The 15,670-nt window shown below is 70.3% G+C and carries 15 protein-coding genes; 5 read left to right on the forward strand and 10 right to left on the reverse strand.

The genetic code is table 11. The annotated features are described in order from the left end of the window. Positions 1 to 70: 70 nt before the first annotated feature. Positions 71 to 538 (forward strand): NUDIX hydrolase, encoded by a 468-nt coding sequence (locus ACFHYQ_RS26010; RefSeq protein WP_394303770.1) that lies wholly within the window; start codon positions 71 to 73, stop codon positions 536 to 538. On the opposite strand, the gene ACFHYQ_RS26015 is transcribed toward ACFHYQ_RS26010, so the two are convergent. The 3 genes from ACFHYQ_RS26015 to ACFHYQ_RS26025 all read right to left on the reverse strand — a co-directional run bounded on the left by ACFHYQ_RS26015 (position 519) and on the right by ACFHYQ_RS26025 (position 6,085). Beyond that, entirely contained in the window at positions 519 to 2,966 is a 2,448-nt protein-coding gene (locus ACFHYQ_RS26015; protein ID WP_394303771.1) for a hypothetical protein, read from the reverse strand. The genes ACFHYQ_RS26010 and ACFHYQ_RS26015 overlap by 20 nt on opposite strands. A 1,170-nt stretch (positions 2,967 to 4,136) precedes the next feature. Continuing rightward, a complete protein-coding gene (locus ACFHYQ_RS26020; protein WP_394303772.1) occupies positions 4,137 to 5,027 on the reverse strand; it encodes a CPBP family intramembrane glutamic endopeptidase in 891 nt (296 codons plus the stop codon). Between the two features lie 113 nt (positions 5,028 to 5,140). Then, complete coding sequence (locus tag ACFHYQ_RS26025; RefSeq protein WP_394303773.1) at positions 5,141 to 6,085, reverse strand: HpcH/HpaI aldolase/citrate lyase family protein; 945 nt, start codon at positions 6,083 to 6,085, stop codon at positions 5,141 to 5,143. 298 nt (positions 6,086 to 6,383) lie between these two features. On the opposite strand from ACFHYQ_RS26025, the gene ACFHYQ_RS26030 reads away from it, so the two are divergent. Both ACFHYQ_RS26030 and ACFHYQ_RS26035 read left to right on the forward strand, forming a co-directional pair. Further along, a complete protein-coding gene (locus ACFHYQ_RS26030; protein ID WP_394303774.1) occupies positions 6,384 to 6,980 on the forward strand; it encodes a biotin transporter BioY in 597 nt (198 codons plus the stop codon). 32 nt (positions 6,981 to 7,012) lie between these two features. Then, positions 7,013 to 7,378, forward strand: a complete 366-nt coding sequence (locus ACFHYQ_RS26035) for a hypothetical protein (protein ID WP_394303775.1) — start codon at positions 7,013 to 7,015, stop codon at positions 7,376 to 7,378. Positions 7,379 to 7,511: 133 nt separating this feature from the next. Here the strand turns inward: ACFHYQ_RS26035 and ACFHYQ_RS26040 are convergent, their stop codons facing one another. From ACFHYQ_RS26040 to ACFHYQ_RS26050, 3 genes are all read right to left on the reverse strand, one after another. Continuing rightward, the gene (locus tag ACFHYQ_RS26040; protein ID WP_204013587.1) at positions 7,512 to 8,657 is read right to left on the reverse strand and encodes an Mrp/NBP35 family ATP-binding protein; all 1,146 of its coding nucleotides are present in this window, start codon (positions 8,655 to 8,657) and stop codon (positions 7,512 to 7,514) included. A gap of 73 nt (positions 8,658 to 8,730) precedes the next feature. Next, complete coding sequence (locus tag ACFHYQ_RS26045; RefSeq protein ID WP_394303776.1) at positions 8,731 to 9,213, reverse strand: DUF1003 domain-containing protein; 483 nt, start codon at positions 9,211 to 9,213, stop codon at positions 8,731 to 8,733. After that, positions 9,210 to 10,415, reverse strand: a complete 1,206-nt coding sequence (locus tag ACFHYQ_RS26050) for a magnesium transporter MgtE N-terminal domain-containing protein (RefSeq protein WP_394303777.1) — start codon at positions 10,413 to 10,415, stop codon at positions 9,210 to 9,212. Before ACFHYQ_RS26050 ends, ACFHYQ_RS26045 begins: the two co-directional genes overlap by 4 nt. A 113-nt stretch (positions 10,416 to 10,528) precedes the next feature. Here ACFHYQ_RS26050 and ACFHYQ_RS26055 point away from each other — a divergent pair, with 113 nt between their 5' ends. Then, a complete protein-coding gene (locus tag ACFHYQ_RS26055; RefSeq protein WP_394303778.1) occupies positions 10,529 to 11,473 on the forward strand; it encodes an EamA family transporter in 945 nt (314 codons plus the stop codon). Positions 11,474 to 11,551: 78 nt separating this feature from the next. Here the strand turns inward: ACFHYQ_RS26055 and ACFHYQ_RS26060 are convergent, their stop codons facing one another. From ACFHYQ_RS26060 to sigE, 4 genes are all read right to left on the reverse strand, one after another. Continuing rightward, entirely contained in the window at positions 11,552 to 11,902 is a 351-nt protein-coding gene (locus tag ACFHYQ_RS26060; RefSeq protein ID WP_394303779.1) for a sec-independent translocase, read from the reverse strand. Positions 11,903 to 11,955: 53 nt separating this feature from the next. Beyond that, the gene (locus ACFHYQ_RS26065) at positions 11,956 to 13,572 is read right to left on the reverse strand and encodes a S1C family serine protease (RefSeq protein ID WP_394303780.1); all 1,617 of its coding nucleotides are present in this window, start codon (positions 13,570 to 13,572) and stop codon (positions 11,956 to 11,958) included. 77 nt (positions 13,573 to 13,649) lie between these two features. Continuing rightward, on the reverse strand, positions 13,650 to 14,228 hold the full coding sequence (locus ACFHYQ_RS26070) for an anti-sigma factor family protein (protein WP_394303781.1): 579 nt from the start codon (positions 14,226 to 14,228) through the stop codon (positions 13,650 to 13,652). Continuing rightward, entirely contained in the window at positions 14,225 to 14,833 is a 609-nt protein-coding gene (gene sigE, locus ACFHYQ_RS26075) for an RNA polymerase sigma factor SigE (protein WP_394303810.1), read from the reverse strand. The genes ACFHYQ_RS26070 and sigE overlap by 4 nt, the downstream gene beginning before the upstream one ends. 185 nt (positions 14,834 to 15,018) lie before the next feature. Between sigE and ACFHYQ_RS26080 the strand changes: the two genes are divergently transcribed. After that, a complete protein-coding gene (locus ACFHYQ_RS26080; protein ID WP_394303782.1) occupies positions 15,019 to 15,648 on the forward strand; it encodes an O-methyltransferase in 630 nt (209 codons plus the stop codon). Positions 15,649 to 15,670: the final 22 nt, after the last annotated feature.

Genomic DNA, 15,670 nt, shown 5'->3' on the forward strand with positions numbered 1-15,670 from the left:
ATACTCACGGTGCTTCGGAGACATGCCCAACGTCAAGGCATTTCCCGTTATCTAGTCGTAATCTTGGCATGTGCAGTCCATCAGATGCGTAGGGGCGATCGTTGTGGACGAGAGCGGGCGGCTGCTGCTGATCCGCCGCGGGCGCCCGCCCGCCGAGGGCAGATGGTCCCTGCCCGGCGGCAGGGTCGAGCCGGGCGAGACCGACGCGGAGGCGGTCCGCCGTGAGCTTCGCGAGGAGACCGGCCTCGATGTCACCGTGGACAGGTGGGCCGGCGCCGTCGAGCGTCCCGGGCCCGGTGGCGTCACCTACGAGATCCACGACTACGTCGCGACGGCGGATCCCCCGGCCCCGCTCTCCCCCGGTGACGACGCCGCCGACGCCCGCTGGTGCCGGCCCACCGATCTGGTACGGCTCCCGCTGACACATGGCCTCCTCGAGGCCCTCCACGAATGGGGCATTTTGTCGCAAGACGCCCCAAACTATGACATCAGGGACCACGGCAGCAGGGAGCAGGGCGTCACTGATCTCCCGTCATGACCCGGCTGCGCCAGACCGTGAGGTGATCACCGGCGGCGGACCTGCCGATGGCCACCACCGCGTCACCCGACGCCGCGACCATGCCGAACCACCGGGCCCCCGGCCCCCCGAGCGTCTGGGCATCCGGCCCGCCCGGGCCGTCACCCGCCACCCGGGTCCATCCACGGCCATCCCCGGAGATCCACGCCGTGCTGTCGACCTCGCCCGCCGAGCCGTACGCCCCGACCGCCACCAGTCCCGAGCGAGTGACGGTGACGTCGAGCACGCTCGCTCCCGCCTCCGCCGGCATCGCGCCATACTCCCACCGCATGCCACCGGCCTCGGCGGCCGCCTCAGCCGAAGCCGACTTCCAGTCGGACAGTGCGGAGAACGGACGGGCACCCTCGCCGGTCACCGAAACGCCGATCATCACGACAGCACCGGCCGCGGTGGTCACGACGTGACGCAGCCCCGCCGACCGGGCGTCCGGTGGGATCACCCGGCCGCGGGAGGTCCAGTTGAGGCCGTCCGGGGAGACCCAGACAACGCCCGCTTCCCGGTCGGCCGCACCCGCCCCGCCCACGGCGACGAACCCGTACGGCGTCGCCGCGACGTCGGCGATGCGCACTCCCGCGCCCCCGGCCGGCATCCTCTCGGGCGGCACGCGTGCGAACCGCTTGAGGTCGGGGCTGAACCACAGGGCGGGCAACACCCCGGTCGAACCGTGATCCTCACCCGCGAGCACATATCCCTTCGGCCCCGCCGCCACGACACGTGGCGCGAGCAGGAAATGGCCGGCGGCGACCTCAGGCATCGGGACGGGGTGCCATGACCTGCCGTCGGCAGAGGTCACCAGCAGCGGCCGGGTCACCGCCGGATCCGTCATCGTGCCACCGACCGCGAGCCAGCCGTACGGGCCGTGGGCCACTCCGCTCAGGGCCTGCCGTCCGGGGCCGCCGAGCAGGTCGGGAGAGCCGGCGTCCGTCCAGGTCTCGCCGTTGTCGGCACTCGTCCAGATCGCCGCGTCGCCGTTCGCCGAGCCCACCGCCACGAACACGCCGCCGGCCGCCACGAGGTCCGCCGGGTCCCTGACCGTCCGGTCGAGCCCGGCGATCTCCTCGAGCCGTACGGCGCTGACCGGCTTCCCCTTCTTGATCTCGACCAGGACGGGCAGGTTCTCCACGTCACCCGGGCCGCGTTTGTCCCCGCTCGCCACCAGCAGACCCTTGTCGGTGATGGCCAGTCCGCGCAGCGTGCCGGGGATCTCCCCCAGGTCGGCACGTCTGGTCCAGCCGCGTCCGTCCTTGCTGGTGTAGACGGCGTACTTCTCCCAGGCGTACTCGGTGACGGCCGCGACCCCGGCCGCCGACGAGGTGAGACCCCGCACCCCGGTTCCGTCCGGGCCCAGCCGCCCGATCGTCCCGCACCGGCTCCAGCGGACGCCGTCCCGCGAGCAGCGCACCCGTACGTCCCCGGACGCCGACCTCTGCCGGATCGGGACGAGCACGAAGCCCTTCTTCGTCGCGGTGAGCGTCCCGGGCTCCGGGCGGACGCCTGGGAGGGCCGCCGCCGTGCGCAGCCAACTGCGGCCGCCGTCATCGGATCGAAGGACGACCGAACCCCGATCACCACCCCGGGTGCCGTTCGAACCCGGTTCGGCCAGCGCCACCACCCGGTCTCCCCTGGCGGCCACCGCCCGGATCCCCCGCGCCCCGTTCCCGGAGCCGATCCGGTCGGGGTCCACCCTGGTCCAGTTCGTGCCGTCGGGTGACACCCAGGCCACGGGGCCGACCGTGCCATCGCCCAGTACGGTGACCCCGACAGCGAGGAAGCCGCTCGCGGTTCGCGTCACATCGACGATCCTGTCCTGACCTCGGAACGCGGCGAGCCGGTCCGCGCCCACGGCCGTCCAGGATCTGCCGTCGGAGGAGACCCACATTCCACGGACGGCCACCGGGTTCGCCCAGCCGCCCCGGCCGGCCTCGCCCTCCTGGTCCGCCTGCTCGGCCGGGGGCGGCCCGCTCACCCGGCCAGGGACATCCGTGCCCACCGCCAGCCACCCGCCGGTGCCCCCGGCCACGCGGCCGACCGCCCCGGTGGCCGGCTCATATCCGGCGGCGCTCACCGTCGATCCCCCAGCGGAGACAGCGGTAGAGCCCTCGACCCTGCCCAGTTCCCATCGCCTGCCGCCGTCGACGGAGACCAGGAACAGCGGCCTCGGGGCCGGGCCCGTGGTGTCGCTGCCCGCCGCCACGATCGTCGACCCGACCGAGGCGATCGCGTTGAGCACCTGGCTCGAGCCGCTGCCGGGCAGGCCGGGCGCCGTGAACACGGCGTCGGCCGAGCGGCCCTCACCCGCCGCCAACGTCAGCCCCGCTCCAGCGGGGCTCCCGACGCGGTTGACCACGACCACGCCGAGCACGGCGGCCACCAGAATGACCGCCGCCACCACGAGGGGACGCGTCGGCCTCGGAAAGCCACTGGGCCTCGACGCGAAATGGTGCGGTTCAGCACCCTCCCAGGGCTCCGCCTCCGGCTCACCCGCGCCCTCCCAGGGCCTCACCTCCGGTCCGCTCGCGCCTTCCCAGGGCCTCACCTCCGGTCCGCTCGCGCCCTCCCAGGGCCTCACCTCCGGTCCGCTCGCGCCTTCCCAGGGCCTCACCTCCGGTTCGCCCCAGGCGATGTGGGCGCGAGGTGTGGGCGTCCCCGGGATCCTCGGCGGGGAGGTCTGGGGCGTACGTCCCGGTGTCTCCCATGGTGGTACCGGTGACACCGGCGAGCTCTTGGTGCGGCCGGCGGCCACCAGCTTGTCCGGCCGCGTCACCAGCCGTCGTCCGCTCCGGGGCGTCGCCGCCGATCCGGTGCCGCTTCCGCGCCCGGGGTCGGGATCGGGGTCGGGATCGAGCCCAAGGTCGAGGTCGAGGTCGGGTTCAGGTTTGGGTTCGGATTCCGGCTTCCGGCCATGTCTCGGCTGTGGCTGTGCCTGTCTCGATTGGGCCTGTCTCGATTGGGCCATGCCGTACGGCGCGGCGTAGGGATTGCGGCCGCTCCGCTGTTCGGACTGTGAAAGATCCGAGTGCGAGGGGTCAGTCCGGGGGGCCCAGGCATCCGACCCGATGTCATCCGGCCGTTCGGTGGCCTGTGTCACCCCGGGATCCTGGGCTGTCCCGAAATCCTGTGCTGTCCCGAGACCCTGGGCCCCGAGACCCTGAACGCCCGCCGGCTCGTGGATCCCCTCCAGTTCCTGGATCCCTTCCAGCTCTCGGATCTCCTCGAACTCGTCGGCGGGAGGCTGCCGGGACGGTTCCGCACGCGTCGATGACTCGGGGTCTTCGGATTCGGGGTCTTCGGATAAAGGAGCGGCGAACGGCGGAAGCGCCCAAGGGGACGGGGCCGGCGGCGAATGGTGCAGTGTCGGCGGCGACGGCCGGTGGTCACCGTCGCCGGCGGACGGGTGGTCACGTTCATGAGGGCCCGGGGCCACGTTCAGTACCTCCTGGAGGATGTGCCTGGCCGCTCCACCGGGGTTACGCCAAGGCGAACGTGATCATTGTGATACCCGAACACCAATCAAGAGCAACACGCGAACGCCGATGCGACCAGACCTCCAGGGACAGATTTATCTAGAGAGGGACCGAATTGCCCGTCTTCGGGCGATTACTACTACCGCACCGCCGTACACAGCGAACTGCACGACCGTGCCGACGACGGACTGCCAGGGCAGCTCTCCCTGCTGGAGCGCGCTGTCCAGGTCTCCCGAGGCGGCGACGATGCCGAAAGCCATGACGTTGTTCGTCGCGTGGAGCGCGATGGGGGCCTCCAGGCCTCCGGTGAGGACCGCCAGCCACCCCATCAGCACCCCGAACCCGAAGACGTACGCGATCCCCCAGTCGGTGTAGCCGTGCAGCGCGGCGAAGGCGCTCGCGCCCAGCAGGATGCCGGGCCAGGGGTTACGCAGATAGGCGCCGAAGGCCTGGATGATCCATCCGCGGAACATGTACTCCTCGGCGGCGGCCTGGAAGGGTACGAGCACCAGGATGACGATCGCTGGCGGGAGGAACGTCTCCCAGCCGGCCCAGCCGTACACCGGATCCATCCCCGTGAGCAGCAGCGTCACCGCCTCAGCGAGTTGGCCGAGCACGACGGCCCCGACCGCCACCAGCAGGCAAATCGCCAGCCAGTTCCAGCGGAGCCGGCCGACGACCGAGGAGAGCGTCCCCGGCGGGCGACGCTGGATCGCCCATGCCGTGCCGTACACCACCGGAATGGCCAACGCGATCACGCTGAGATGGAAGCCGAGGTCGAGGAGCGGATCGACGAACATCCGGTCCCCGCTCATCACGAGGGGAAGGCGTGCCAGCGTGGCGACCGTCCACGCGGCCATGACGAGCCCGAGCGACACGATCAGGAAACCGCCCACCGCGGCCAGCGTGCCGAGGATCGGCCGCCACCAGCGATGCAGCGGCGTTCGAGCCAACTGGTCGTACCTCACCGCCGCCGGAGGCGGCATGACCCAAGGCATGCGAGCGGGCGGCGGCCACTGATATGGCGGCGGGTACACCTCGTCATTCATACCCGACTAATCGGATCACTCACGACGGCCAGGTGGTGAATGGACGACGGCTATGTGGACGACGGCGGGATGAAGGCGGCGGTGCGGGCGAGGCCGGCGGCCCGGCCCTTGGCGGCCACGACCAGGGCCATCTTGCGGGACGCCTCGTCGATCATCTCGTCGCCGAGCATGACGGCGCCCCGCTTCTCGACCGTCGTGTAGTACTCGTAGGCGTCGAGGATCAGTTCGGCGTGGTCGTAATCCCGCTGCGACGGCGAGAAGACCTCGTTGACCACGTCCACCTGACCAGGGTGGAGCACCCATTTGCCGTCGAAACCCAGCGCGGCCGACCGGCGGGCCACCCTGCGCAGGCCGTCCACGTCACGGATCTGCAGGTACGGGCCGTCGATCGCCTGCAGATCGTGTGCCCTGGCGGCCATCAGGATCCGCATCAGAATGTAGTGGTAGGCGTCGCCCTCGCCGTACCCCGGCGGCTGCTCGCCTACGACCAGCGTCCGCATGCCGATCGAGGCCATGAAGTCGGCCGGGCCGAACACCAGCGTCTCCAGACGCGGCGAAGACGCGGCGATGGCGTCCACGTTGACGAGCCCGGCGGCGTTCTCGATCTGGGCCTCGATCCCGATGCCGCCCTCCGGCAGCCCCGCCGCCCTCTCGATCTGGCCCAGCAGTGTGGCCAGCCAGACCACGTGCGAGGCGTCCTGAACCTTCGGCAGCATGACGCAGTCGAGCCGGTCACCGGCCGCCTCCACGATCTCGATCACGTCGCGGTAGGTCCACTGCGTGGTCAGATCGTTCACACGGACGACGACGGTCTTGCCGGTCCAGTCGCCCTCGCGCAGCGCGCCGACGACGTTCTTACGCGCGTCCTCCTTCGCGTCGGGCGCCACCGAGTCCTCCAGGTCGAGGAAGATCTCATCGGCCGCCAACCCCTGAGCCTTCTCGATGAAGCGGGGATTGCTGCCCGGCACGGCCAGGCACGAACGTCGTGCACGCATGAGCTCCACGCTAGCGGTACCCTCCCGCCTCGGCAGGTCAGGGTGAGGTCGCGGACACCCTTGGTAGGACTGCTACAACCCGTCTTCACCAGGCGTCTGATATCTCGCACTTTTCCCGGTGCGGCACGGCAGCCGCTATCGGATACCTACAAATCATGCCAGACGTTCTTGGTCTTCAGCTTGTACGACTCGCGCCGCGATTCGGCAAAGAATGGTCAACGGTAAAAGAGACCTCCGCGCCAGACCGAAGGACCGCCAGGCTGTGGAGGCGACCGCGCAGCCTTGTTAGGAGTGATCGATGGCCAACGCCACCGCCACCGGGGCACGCCCCGCCGTGCTGTCCGACCTCATCCCCGCCGTTCCCGGCAGTACCGCCGCCCGCGTGCGCGACGCCGTACTCGTCGCGGCCGGCGCGGGGCTGACCGGTCTGGCCGCGCAGGTCAGCATTCCTCTCCCCGGCGACCTCGTCCCCGTCACCGGCCAGACGTTCGCCGTGGTCCTGGTCGGAGCCGCGCTCGGCATGAACCGCGCGTTTCTCAGCATGCTCCTCTACATGGCGGCGGGGGTGGCCGGAATCCCGTGGTTCGCCGGTGGCGCGCACGGATTCGGCGGCGCGACGTTCGGCTATGTGCTCGGCTTCATCGCCGCCGCCTCTCTCGTCGGCTGGATGGCGCAGCGTGGCGGTGACCGTACGGTGCTCCGTACGGTCGGCACGATGGTCCTCGGCAACCTGGTCATCTACGCTTTCGGTCTGCCGGTGCTGGTCGCGGTGACCGGCCTCGACCTCGGGACCGCCCTGTGGGCGGGCGCCGGGAAGTTCGTCGTCGGCGACCTCCTCAAGATTTCTCTGGCGGCCGGCATCCTCCCCGCCGCCTGGAAGCTCGCCAACCGCTGACCGCGCCTCCGAGGGCGTGAGAGGCTGAAGGCATGAGTCTGCCGCTGATCGAAGAGGGTGCGAAGAAGTCGAGCGTGCTGTGGATCACGCTCCCCTCCGGACGGCGGCTGGCCTGGCACGTGTGGCACGACGGGGCGATCTACGTCGTGACCGGCGGCGACGAGCAGTCCCTGCCCGGGTTGACCGAAATGACCGAGGTCGAGATCACCCTCAGGAGCAAGGACAACGGCGCCGAACTCGTCCGCTTCCCCGCCGCCGTCGAGATCGTCGATCAGTCGGCGACCGGGGACGCGGTGGCGGCGCTCGCCAGGGAGCGGCTCAACGCCCACGACGCCGCAGGACTGCTCGCCCGCTGGGCCGAGCAGTCCTTCGTCGTACGACTCACCCCCGCCGCATAGCCTCATTCATTTCGCGCTCAGTTCGAGCGGACCGGTACGACCAGGTCGGAAGTCATAGCGGGAAACCGCATCCCCTGGGCCGCCGTCACGCTGTTGTCGTGCCGCTCACGGCGGCCGGTCCCGGGTGAGTGGATCAGTGCTTGATCGGGGAGAGGTCCAGCTTGCGGCCCTTGAGGCTGCCGCCGGGCTTCTTGCCCAGCTCGGCCGCGATGCGGCGCAGTTCGACCGCGGCGGGCGCGTCGGGGTCGGTCAGGACGAGCGGCTTGCCCTCGTCGCCGCCCTCACGCAGCCGCAGGTCGATCGGCACCTGGCCGAGCAGCGGCACGCGGGCGCCGAGCGTCCGGGTCAGCGCGTCGGCCACCGCCTGGCCGCCGCCCTCGCCGAAGACCGCGACCCGCTCGTCGCAGTGCGGGCACGGCAGCCACGACATGTTCTCGATGACGCCGGCGATCTGCTGGTGGGTCTGGGCCGCGATCGAACCGGCCCGCTCGGCCACCTCGGCCGCGGCCTGCTGCGGGGTGGTGACCACGAGGATCTCCGCCGTCGGCATCCGCTGGGCCACCGAGATCGCGATGTCACCGGTGCCCGGCGGCAGGTCCATCAGCAGCACGTCCAGGTCGCCCCAGAAGACGTCGGTGAGGAACTGGTAGAGCGCCCGGTCGAGCATCGGCCCGCGCCAGACCACCGGAGTGTTCCCCTCCGGCTTGAACATCCCGACCGAGATCACCTTGATGTCGTGCGCGACCGGCGGCATGATCATGTCTTCGACCTTGGTGGGCCGCTCGCCGACACCGAGCATGCGCGGCACCGAGTGGCCGTAGATGTCGGCGTCCACGACGCCGACCTTGAGGCCGGAGGAGGCCATCGCCGCGGCGAGGTTGACGGTGACGGACGACTTGCCGACGCCGCCCTTGCCGCTGGCGACCGCGAACACCCTCGTCAGCGAGTTCGCCTTGGCGAAGGGGATCTCCTTCTCCGGTCCCCGGTCGCCGCGGAGCTTGGTCTGCAGGTTCTTGCGCTGGCCCTCGCTCATGACGTCCAGGTCCACATGGACCCGGGTCACGCCCTCGACCTTCGAGACCGCCTCGGTGACATCCCGAGTGATCCGGTCCTTGAGCGGGCAGCCGGCGATCGTTAGGTAGATCCCGACGCGCACCACCCCGTCCGGGGAGATCTCGATGGGCTCCTTGACCATGTCGAGTTCGGTGATCGGCCGGCGGATCTCGGGGTCGTTGACGGTTGCGAGCGCAGCCCTGACCAGTTCTGGGGATGGTGCCATGAATCCATGCTATGGACGCGGGCGGGTTCTTCCTAATGCGGGGCGGGTGATCTGACGGACAATCCAGGCCGGATCAGTGCCGGGCGGCGCCGTCCCTGAGGTCTTCCCTGAGGTCCTCGTGAAGGTGCTGCAGTTCGGATCGAATGTAGTCCCTGGTCGCGACCTCGCCGAGTGCCAGGCGCAGGGCCGCGATCTCACGGATGAGGTACTCGATCTCGGCCTGGTTGCGCTCGGCTCGCATCCGGTCCTGCTCGTACTGCACGCGGTCGCGGTCGGCCTGCCGGTTCTGCGCCAGCAGGATGAGCGGCGCGGCGTACGACGCCTGGAGCGAGAGCATCAGGGTGAGGAAGATGAACGGGTACGGATCGAACTTGACCGGCAGGAGAGTGTTCCAGAGCAGCCAGACCGCGATGAACACGGTCATGTACACGATGAACCGGGCGGTCCCCAGGAACCGGGCGATCCGCTCGGAAAGGCGTCCGAACGCCTCGGGGTCGTAGTAGGGCCGGATGCGGAGGGGGGCCAACTCACGCGGCTGGTCGAGTCGTTCGGTCATTGCCTCTCCCGCCAGTCCTGCGGCAGCATGTGGTCCAGCACGTCGTCGACGGTCACCGCGCCGAGCAGGCGCCCGTGCTCGTCCACGACGGGGGCCGCGACCAGGTTGTACGTGGCGAGGTAGCAGGCCACCTCGGGGATCGTGAACTCCGGTCTGATCGGGTCCACGGTGATGTCTATCACGCCGCCGAGCAGGGTCGACGGCGGCTCTCTCAGCAGCCGCTGGAAGTGCACGACGCCGAGGAAGCGGCCGGTCGGCGTCTCGCCGGGCGGACGGGTCACGTACACCTGGGCCGCGACCGCGGGCGTCTGCTCCTGCTGCCTGACGTGCGCGAGCGCCTCGGCCACGGTCGAGGTCGGGGGGAGGATCACCGGCTCCGTTGTCATCATGCCGCCCGCCGTGTGCTCGGCGTAGGTCAGCAGCCGCCGTACGGGGGCGGCCTCCTCGGGCACCATCAGCCGCAGCAGCCCCTCCGCCTGCTCCGGCGGCAGTTCCTGCAGCAGGTCGGTCGCGTCGTCGGGGCTCATCGCCTCCAGCACGTCGGCGGCCCGCTCCCGGTTCAGCCGGCTCAACACGATCACCTGATCCCGCTCGGGAAGTTCCTCCAGCACATCGGCGAGCCGATCGTCGTTGAGCGCGGAGGCCACCTCCGCCATCCGCTTGTCCGGCAGTTCGTGCAGCATGTTGGCGAGGTCTGCCGGGCGCAGCGCCTCGAAGGCGGCGAGGAGGTTGGCCGCGCCCTGGTCCTTCTGGGCCACGCCGAAGCCGGTGACCTCGTCCCAGTCCACCACGTGGGTCTCGCCCCTGCGCCGGGTGCCGCGCCGTACGGCGACCTTCGCGATCAGCCAGTCCGAGGGACGGGGCTGCTCCATGGCGAGGTCCTGGACCGTCACCCGCTCGCCCTTGAACTCCACGGCCAGGTCGAGCAGTTCCCCGATGGCGAGCGTCTCGGTGCTGCGCTGTTCGAACCGCCGCATGTTGAGCTTGCCCGTGAAGATCACCGCGCCCACCTCGATGCTGGTGATCCTGGTGATCGGCAGGAACACTCTGCGGCGTGGCTGGACCTCGACCACGAACCCGTGCACCCGCGGCGGCAGCGGTCCGCGCAGCGAAACCACGACGTCCCGGATCCGGCCGATCTGGTCGCCGACCGGATCGAAGACCGCGAGCCCGGCCAGCCGTGCCAAGAAGATCCGATCCACCCTGTCAGGGTACGCAAGGGCCGCCGCCGAGGGGCGCGGCGCCACCTGGCGGGAGAAGTTCGGGATATGACAGGATCAAATCCCTTCCATGGTAATTACAGAGCAGGTGATGGATGAAGGCTGTCAGCCTGGCGATCGCGGTCGTTTCGGCCTTCAGTTTCGGGTTCTCCGGGCCGATGGCGAGGTTCCTCGGCGAGGCGGGCCTCAGCCCGCTCGAGTCGGTCTGGGTACGCATGGCGGGAGCCGGGCTGGTCATGCTGCTGGTGCTGGCGATCGTCCGGCCGCGCGCGCTGCGCGTCCCCCGTGACCGCATGCTGTTCTTCGCCGCCTACGCCGTGATCGCGGTCGCCGGAGTCCAGGGCCTGTTCTTCTTCGTGATCACCCGGCTGCCGGTCGGGGTGGCGTTGCTCTTCGAATACACCTCGCCCGTGCTGGTCGTCGTCTGGGTGCGTCTCATCCGCCGGGTACGGCTGGCGGCCACGGCCTACCTGGGCGCGCTCGTCGCGGTCGTCGGCCTCGCCGTCGTCGTGGAGGTCTGGCACGGGATGCGGCTGGACGTGATCGGTGTCCTGGCAGCCCTCGCCTCCGCTGCCTGCAGCGCCGGGTATTTCCTGATGAGCGATGGCTTCGGGGACGACATCGACCCGCTCGGCCTGATCTGCTGGGGCATGGTCGGCGCCGCAGTGATCCTGCTGCCCATCTCGCGCCCTTGGGACATCCCCTGGTCCGCGTTCGCCCGGACCGCCGCGGTGGGCGATCACGCACTGCCGGTCGCCGGCGCCGCGGCCTGGATGGTGCTGGTCGCGACGGTCGCCGCCTACGTCACCGGCGTCATCGCCGTACGCAGGCTCTCGGCCGCCGTCGGCGCCACGGTTTCGTCGATCGAGGTCATCGCGGGCGCTCTCATCGCGTGGGTACTGCTCGGCGAGGGTCTGGGCACCGCCCAGATCATCGGAGGGGCCGTGGTGCTCGCCGGCGCCATGCTCGCCCAGTCCGCGACCGTACGGCGGTCGCCAGTGCGAGACGAGCTGCCACTCGGTCAGACGATCGGATCCTGAGCACCTCCGGCGGAGGACGCCGCCTCGCTCGGCGAGAAAGCGGCGGTGTCCGCGCCGGTACAGGGGCGACGCGGTGCCTCAGGTCGCCTCGTTGTCGTAGGGCGGGATCTCGCCGAAGCCCAGTTCCGGGTTGACCGTCGGCGGCAGCGGGTCGCGGTCGATCGCCGCCGGGGCGTTCCAGTCCTTCTCGAGGTCGTCGAGCAGGTGCTTGCGCACGAAATTCTTGGGATTCAGATCGGCGGGGTCGAAGTTGGAGAACTCCGGCCCCAGATTGGTCTGCAGATCGGTCTTGGCGTTGTTCGCCATCTGGCGGAGTTGCCGCAGCGTACGGCCCGCCTGCGCGGCCGCCTGAGGAAGCTTCTCCGGACCGAACACGAGCAGGGCGATCACCACAAGCGCCAGCATCTCCGGCCAGCCCAGTCCGAACACGGCGTTCTCCTCCCGCGACAACGGCTGGCTTTCAGACTAATGCCCCACAGGACTCAGGAGGGCTGGGCGGTCGGAGCGGGGGCCGCACCGATCGTCACCATGGCGGTCCGTTCCTCGCCGCCGTGCCGGAACTTGATGCTCACCCTGTCGCCCGGGGCCTTGCTCCGGATGGTGACGATCAGCTCGCGGCTGCCGCCCACCGGCTGGCCGTCGACCTCCAGGATGATGTCCCCGGGCCGCAGGCCGGCCTTGTCGGCGGGGCCGCCGGCCGTGACCGATCCGCTCTGGTTCGCGATGCGCACCCCCTGGCCCTGGTAGCTCTGGTCGATGCTGACGCCGATCCGCGAGGTCCGGGCCGTACCCGTCGTGATCAGCTCCTGTGCTATCCGGCGCACCTGGTTGGCCGGGATCGCGAATCCGAGCCCGATGCTGCCCGACTGCTGGCCGAGCAGCGAGTTCGCCCCCACGGTGGCGATCGCCGAGTTGACCCCGATCACCTCGCCTGAGGCGTTGACCAGCGGGCCGCCGGAGTTGCCCGGGTTGATCGCCGCGTCGGTCTGAATCGCGTTGATCAGCGCGTAGTCGGAGCCGGTCGATCCGCCCGCCTCGACCGGGCGGTTGAGCGAGCTGACGATCCCGGTGGTCACGGTGCCGCTGAGGCCCAGCGGTGAACCGATGGCGATGACCGGGTCGCCGACGACGACGCTGTCGGAGTTTCCGAGCGGCAGTTCCGGTGCCCTGACGGGACCGTCGGGCTTCACCACTGCGATGTCGGAGTTGGGATCCCGGCCGACGACCCTGGCGCTTGCCGACGTGTGGTCGTTGAACCGGATGCGGATCTCCCCCGTCCGGGCGGCGACGGCGACCACATGGTTGTTGGTCACGATGTAGCCGCCTTTGATGACGAAGCCCGACCCGGTGCCCGCCTCGCTGTTGCCCTTGACTTCGAGCGACACCACGCTCGGCAGGACCCTGGCCGCGACCCCCGCGACCGACTCCGGTGGCCGGGACGTGGCCGCGCCGCGGGGTGAGGGCAGGGTGTATCCGGGGTCGATGCCCGAGGACGATCGGGTCAGCAGGAACGTTCCCCAGCTCGCGGCGCCGCCGGCCACGAGTGCGATGATCACGGCCAGCACCGTTAACAGCGCCCCGCTCGGGCCGCGCCGCACGGTCGCCGCGCCGGTCGGCCCCCCGCCACCGAACGGGCCGCCGTAAGCCCCATGCGGTCCGTGTCCCAGTTCGTACGGCTCCTGGCGGCCGTGCGGGCTCTGACCGCCGTACGGCTCCGGCGGCGGCGCCCACTCGGGCCCCAATCCGTACGCGTTCCGAGGGGGTGGCGGATCACCGAACGGACCGGTGGCCGCCCCGCCGGGCGAGGCTCCCGACCAACCACCCGGCGAATCCCCGGCCGCATCCCCTGCCGGGCCGCCGTCAGGCCGCCCCCAGCCGCCTGGCTCTTCCCTCCCGTAGGGATCGTCATCCGTGCCACGGCCCCAGGCCTCCCCCGGCTCCCAGGACCCTCCGTGCTCGCCCTGCCCGTAGTCACCCTGCCCGTAGTCACCCTGCCCGCGGCCACCCTGATCGGGGGGCTCCCCGTGCTCCCCCGGCAGCGGAGGAGGCAGGAACTCGGGCCGGTCCGTCGCGCCCGAGGAACGCGTGTGATCGGTCATCGGGACACTCACTCCTCGCACACGACGTCATCCATCCGGACAACACGGTCTACGGTAAACCACCGGCGAGAAAGCGGTCAGTGAGAGAGCCCTGGGGTGGCGCTCCGCGACGGGGTCGGTGAGATCTTCGCGGTCGGAACCAGGTGCTGAACCGGCGGGTTGACGAAGCCCTCACCCGGGACCGGCCGCTGGTGGGCGCCCGCCCCGTTCACCATGAACATCGTCCCGATGGCCATGGCGGCGGAGGCCACTCCCACCGCGACATAACCGGCCCGCCTGGCCCGGCCGGACCGTCCCGGACCGACCGCCCCGGAGACCCGGCCCGGCCGGTTATCCAGCGGCCGACCGTCAGGAGGGGCGCCGCCGTGCATGCCCGGAAGCCCGCCTCCGGCGCCGAACGCGCCGCGATCGGGAAAGGGCCGGATCCGCGGCGGCAGCGGGCCGCCCGGCTCCGACATCCTCAGCAGCGACATGGTGAGATCCGCCGGCATGGCCGGGGGGTCCATCGAACGGAGGCGGCTCTTCAGCGCCCTCATCGCATCGACCTCGGCGCGGCAGTCCGCACAGAACGTCAGGTGCGCCAGCGCGCGCTCCCGTTCGGTGTGACCGAGTTCGCCGTCGATGAGCGCGGAGACGCGCTCGTCGAGATGACTCATAGTCCCTCCCTGCTGAACGAAGGGGGGGTTTGATCATTTCTGTTGGCCGAGGGCGCCCGGTGGTCGAGCGCCTCCCGAAGCTGGGACCGGCCCCGGTGGATGCGACTGCGCACGGTGCCGAGCTTCACGCCCAGCGTCGCGGCGATCTCCTCGTACGACAGCCCTTCGATGTCGCACAGCACGACCGCCGCTCGGAACTCCGGTGCCAGGGCGTCGAGCGCGGCCTGGATGTCGGGCTCCAGGTGCGCGTCGTGGTAGGCCTGCGCCGGTGAAGGTTCACGACCGTGCAGCCGCTCGGCCGCGTCGTCCGCCAACCCCTCGAAACGGATGCGCTGCCTGCGCCGGGCCATGTCGAGGAAGAGGTTGGTCGTGATCCGGTGCAGCCAGCCCTCGAATGTGCCGGGCGTGTAGCTCGACAGGGACCGGAAGACACGGACGAAGACCTCCTGGGTGAGATCCTCGGCGTCGTGGACGTTGCCGGTCAGGCGGTAGGCCAGGCGATAAACCCTGGCGGAATGCGTGCGGACCACCTCCTCCCATGTGGGAGGCGTCCAGTCGGACACCGAAGTCTCCGCCTGGTGGTCGTGGTCGTCGGCCACCGGCATTCCTCTCTGCAGGACTGTCGCTAAAGCCATAGTGCCTGGTTTCACCCCTTCCTGCGCACCCTGTGCCGAGCAGCCTTGAACAAAGACCGTTCAAAGCGTGCAACGTCCCTGTTGTGGCATGAGTTCCCGATCCGGGCCGACTCCCATAGGCTGCGTCCCAGAAGGAAGCAGGGAGGGAGAGGCCGATGGCGACACCGGCCAGCCTGGAGTACGCGGAGGAGTTCGTTCCCGAGGACGACATCCTGCGGTCCGCGCGCCGGCGTGGCATCGAAGTCGGAGCGCACCCGATCCTGCCCGGATGCGGAGCAGCGCTCTGCTTCCTCGCCACCGCGGTCAACGCCCGCTCCGTGGTGGAGGTCGGCACCGGCTGCGGAGTCTCGGGGCTGTGGCTGCTGCGCGGCATGCGCTCCGACGGCACGTTGACCAGCGTCGACGTCGAGCGGGAACACCAGCGGATGGCCCGGCAGACGTTCGCGGAGGCCGGCTTCTCCGGCAGCCGGATCCGCCTGATCGGCGGCCTCGCCCTCGACGTGCTGCCCCGTCTCGCCGACGGCGGATACGACCTGGTCTTTTGCGACGCCGCGAAGCAGGAGTACATCGACTACCTCACCGAGTCGGTACGGCTGCTGCGCCCAGGTGGCGTCGTCGCCTTCCGCAACGCCTTCTGTGACGATCAGGTCGCCGATCCGACCCGGCGCGACCCGGACACGGTCGCGATGCGCGAACTGGGCAAGCTGGTCAGGAACGACGAGCGGCTGCGCCCGCTGCTGCTGCCACTCGGCGACGGTCTGCTGGCCGCCGTCAGGCTCGGCTGATCACACCGCCTCGCCCCGCCAC

It is taken from the genome of Sphaerimonospora cavernae (assembly GCF_042435035.1).
Classification (GTDB): domain Bacteria; phylum Actinomycetota; class Actinomycetes; order Streptosporangiales; family Streptosporangiaceae; genus Sphaerimonospora; species Sphaerimonospora cavernae.

What these genes read in the sequence shown, in the direction of transcription:
- ACFHYQ_RS26045 (WP_394303776.1), bottom strand. Translation starts at nt 9,213, where the DNA reads ATGACCGAACGACTCGACCAGCCGCGTGAGTTGGCCCCCCTCCGCATC.
- ACFHYQ_RS26025 (WP_394303773.1), bottom strand. Translation starts at nt 6,085, where the DNA reads ATGCGTGCACGACGTTCGTGCCTGGCCGTGCCGGGCAGCAATCCCCGC.
- sigE (WP_394303810.1), bottom strand. Translation starts at nt 14,833, where the DNA reads ATGCCGGTGGCCGACGACCACGACCACCAGGCGGAGACTTCGGTGTCC.
- ACFHYQ_RS26020 (WP_394303772.1), bottom strand. Translation starts at nt 5,027, where the DNA reads ATGCCGCCTCCGGCGGCGGTGAGGTACGACCAGTTGGCTCGAACGCCG.
- ACFHYQ_RS26065 (WP_394303780.1), bottom strand. Translation starts at nt 13,572, where the DNA reads ATGACCGATCACACGCGTTCCTCGGGCGCGACGGACCGGCCCGAGTTC.
- ACFHYQ_RS26080 (WP_394303782.1), top strand. Translation starts at nt 15,019, where the DNA reads ATGGCGACACCGGCCAGCCTGGAGTACGCGGAGGAGTTCGTTCCCGAG.
- ACFHYQ_RS26035 (WP_394303775.1), top strand. Translation starts at nt 7,013, where the DNA reads ATGAGTCTGCCGCTGATCGAAGAGGGTGCGAAGAAGTCGAGCGTGCTG.
- ACFHYQ_RS26070 (WP_394303781.1), bottom strand. Translation starts at nt 14,228, where the DNA reads ATGAGTCATCTCGACGAGCGCGTCTCCGCGCTCATCGACGGCGAACTC.
- ACFHYQ_RS26030 (WP_394303774.1), top strand. Translation starts at nt 6,384, where the DNA reads ATGGCCAACGCCACCGCCACCGGGGCACGCCCCGCCGTGCTGTCCGAC.
- ACFHYQ_RS26040 (WP_204013587.1), bottom strand. Translation starts at nt 8,657, where the DNA reads ATGGCACCATCCCCAGAACTGGTCAGGGCTGCGCTCGCAACCGTCAAC.
- ACFHYQ_RS26055 (WP_394303778.1), top strand. Translation starts at nt 10,529, where the DNA reads ATGAAGGCTGTCAGCCTGGCGATCGCGGTCGTTTCGGCCTTCAGTTTC.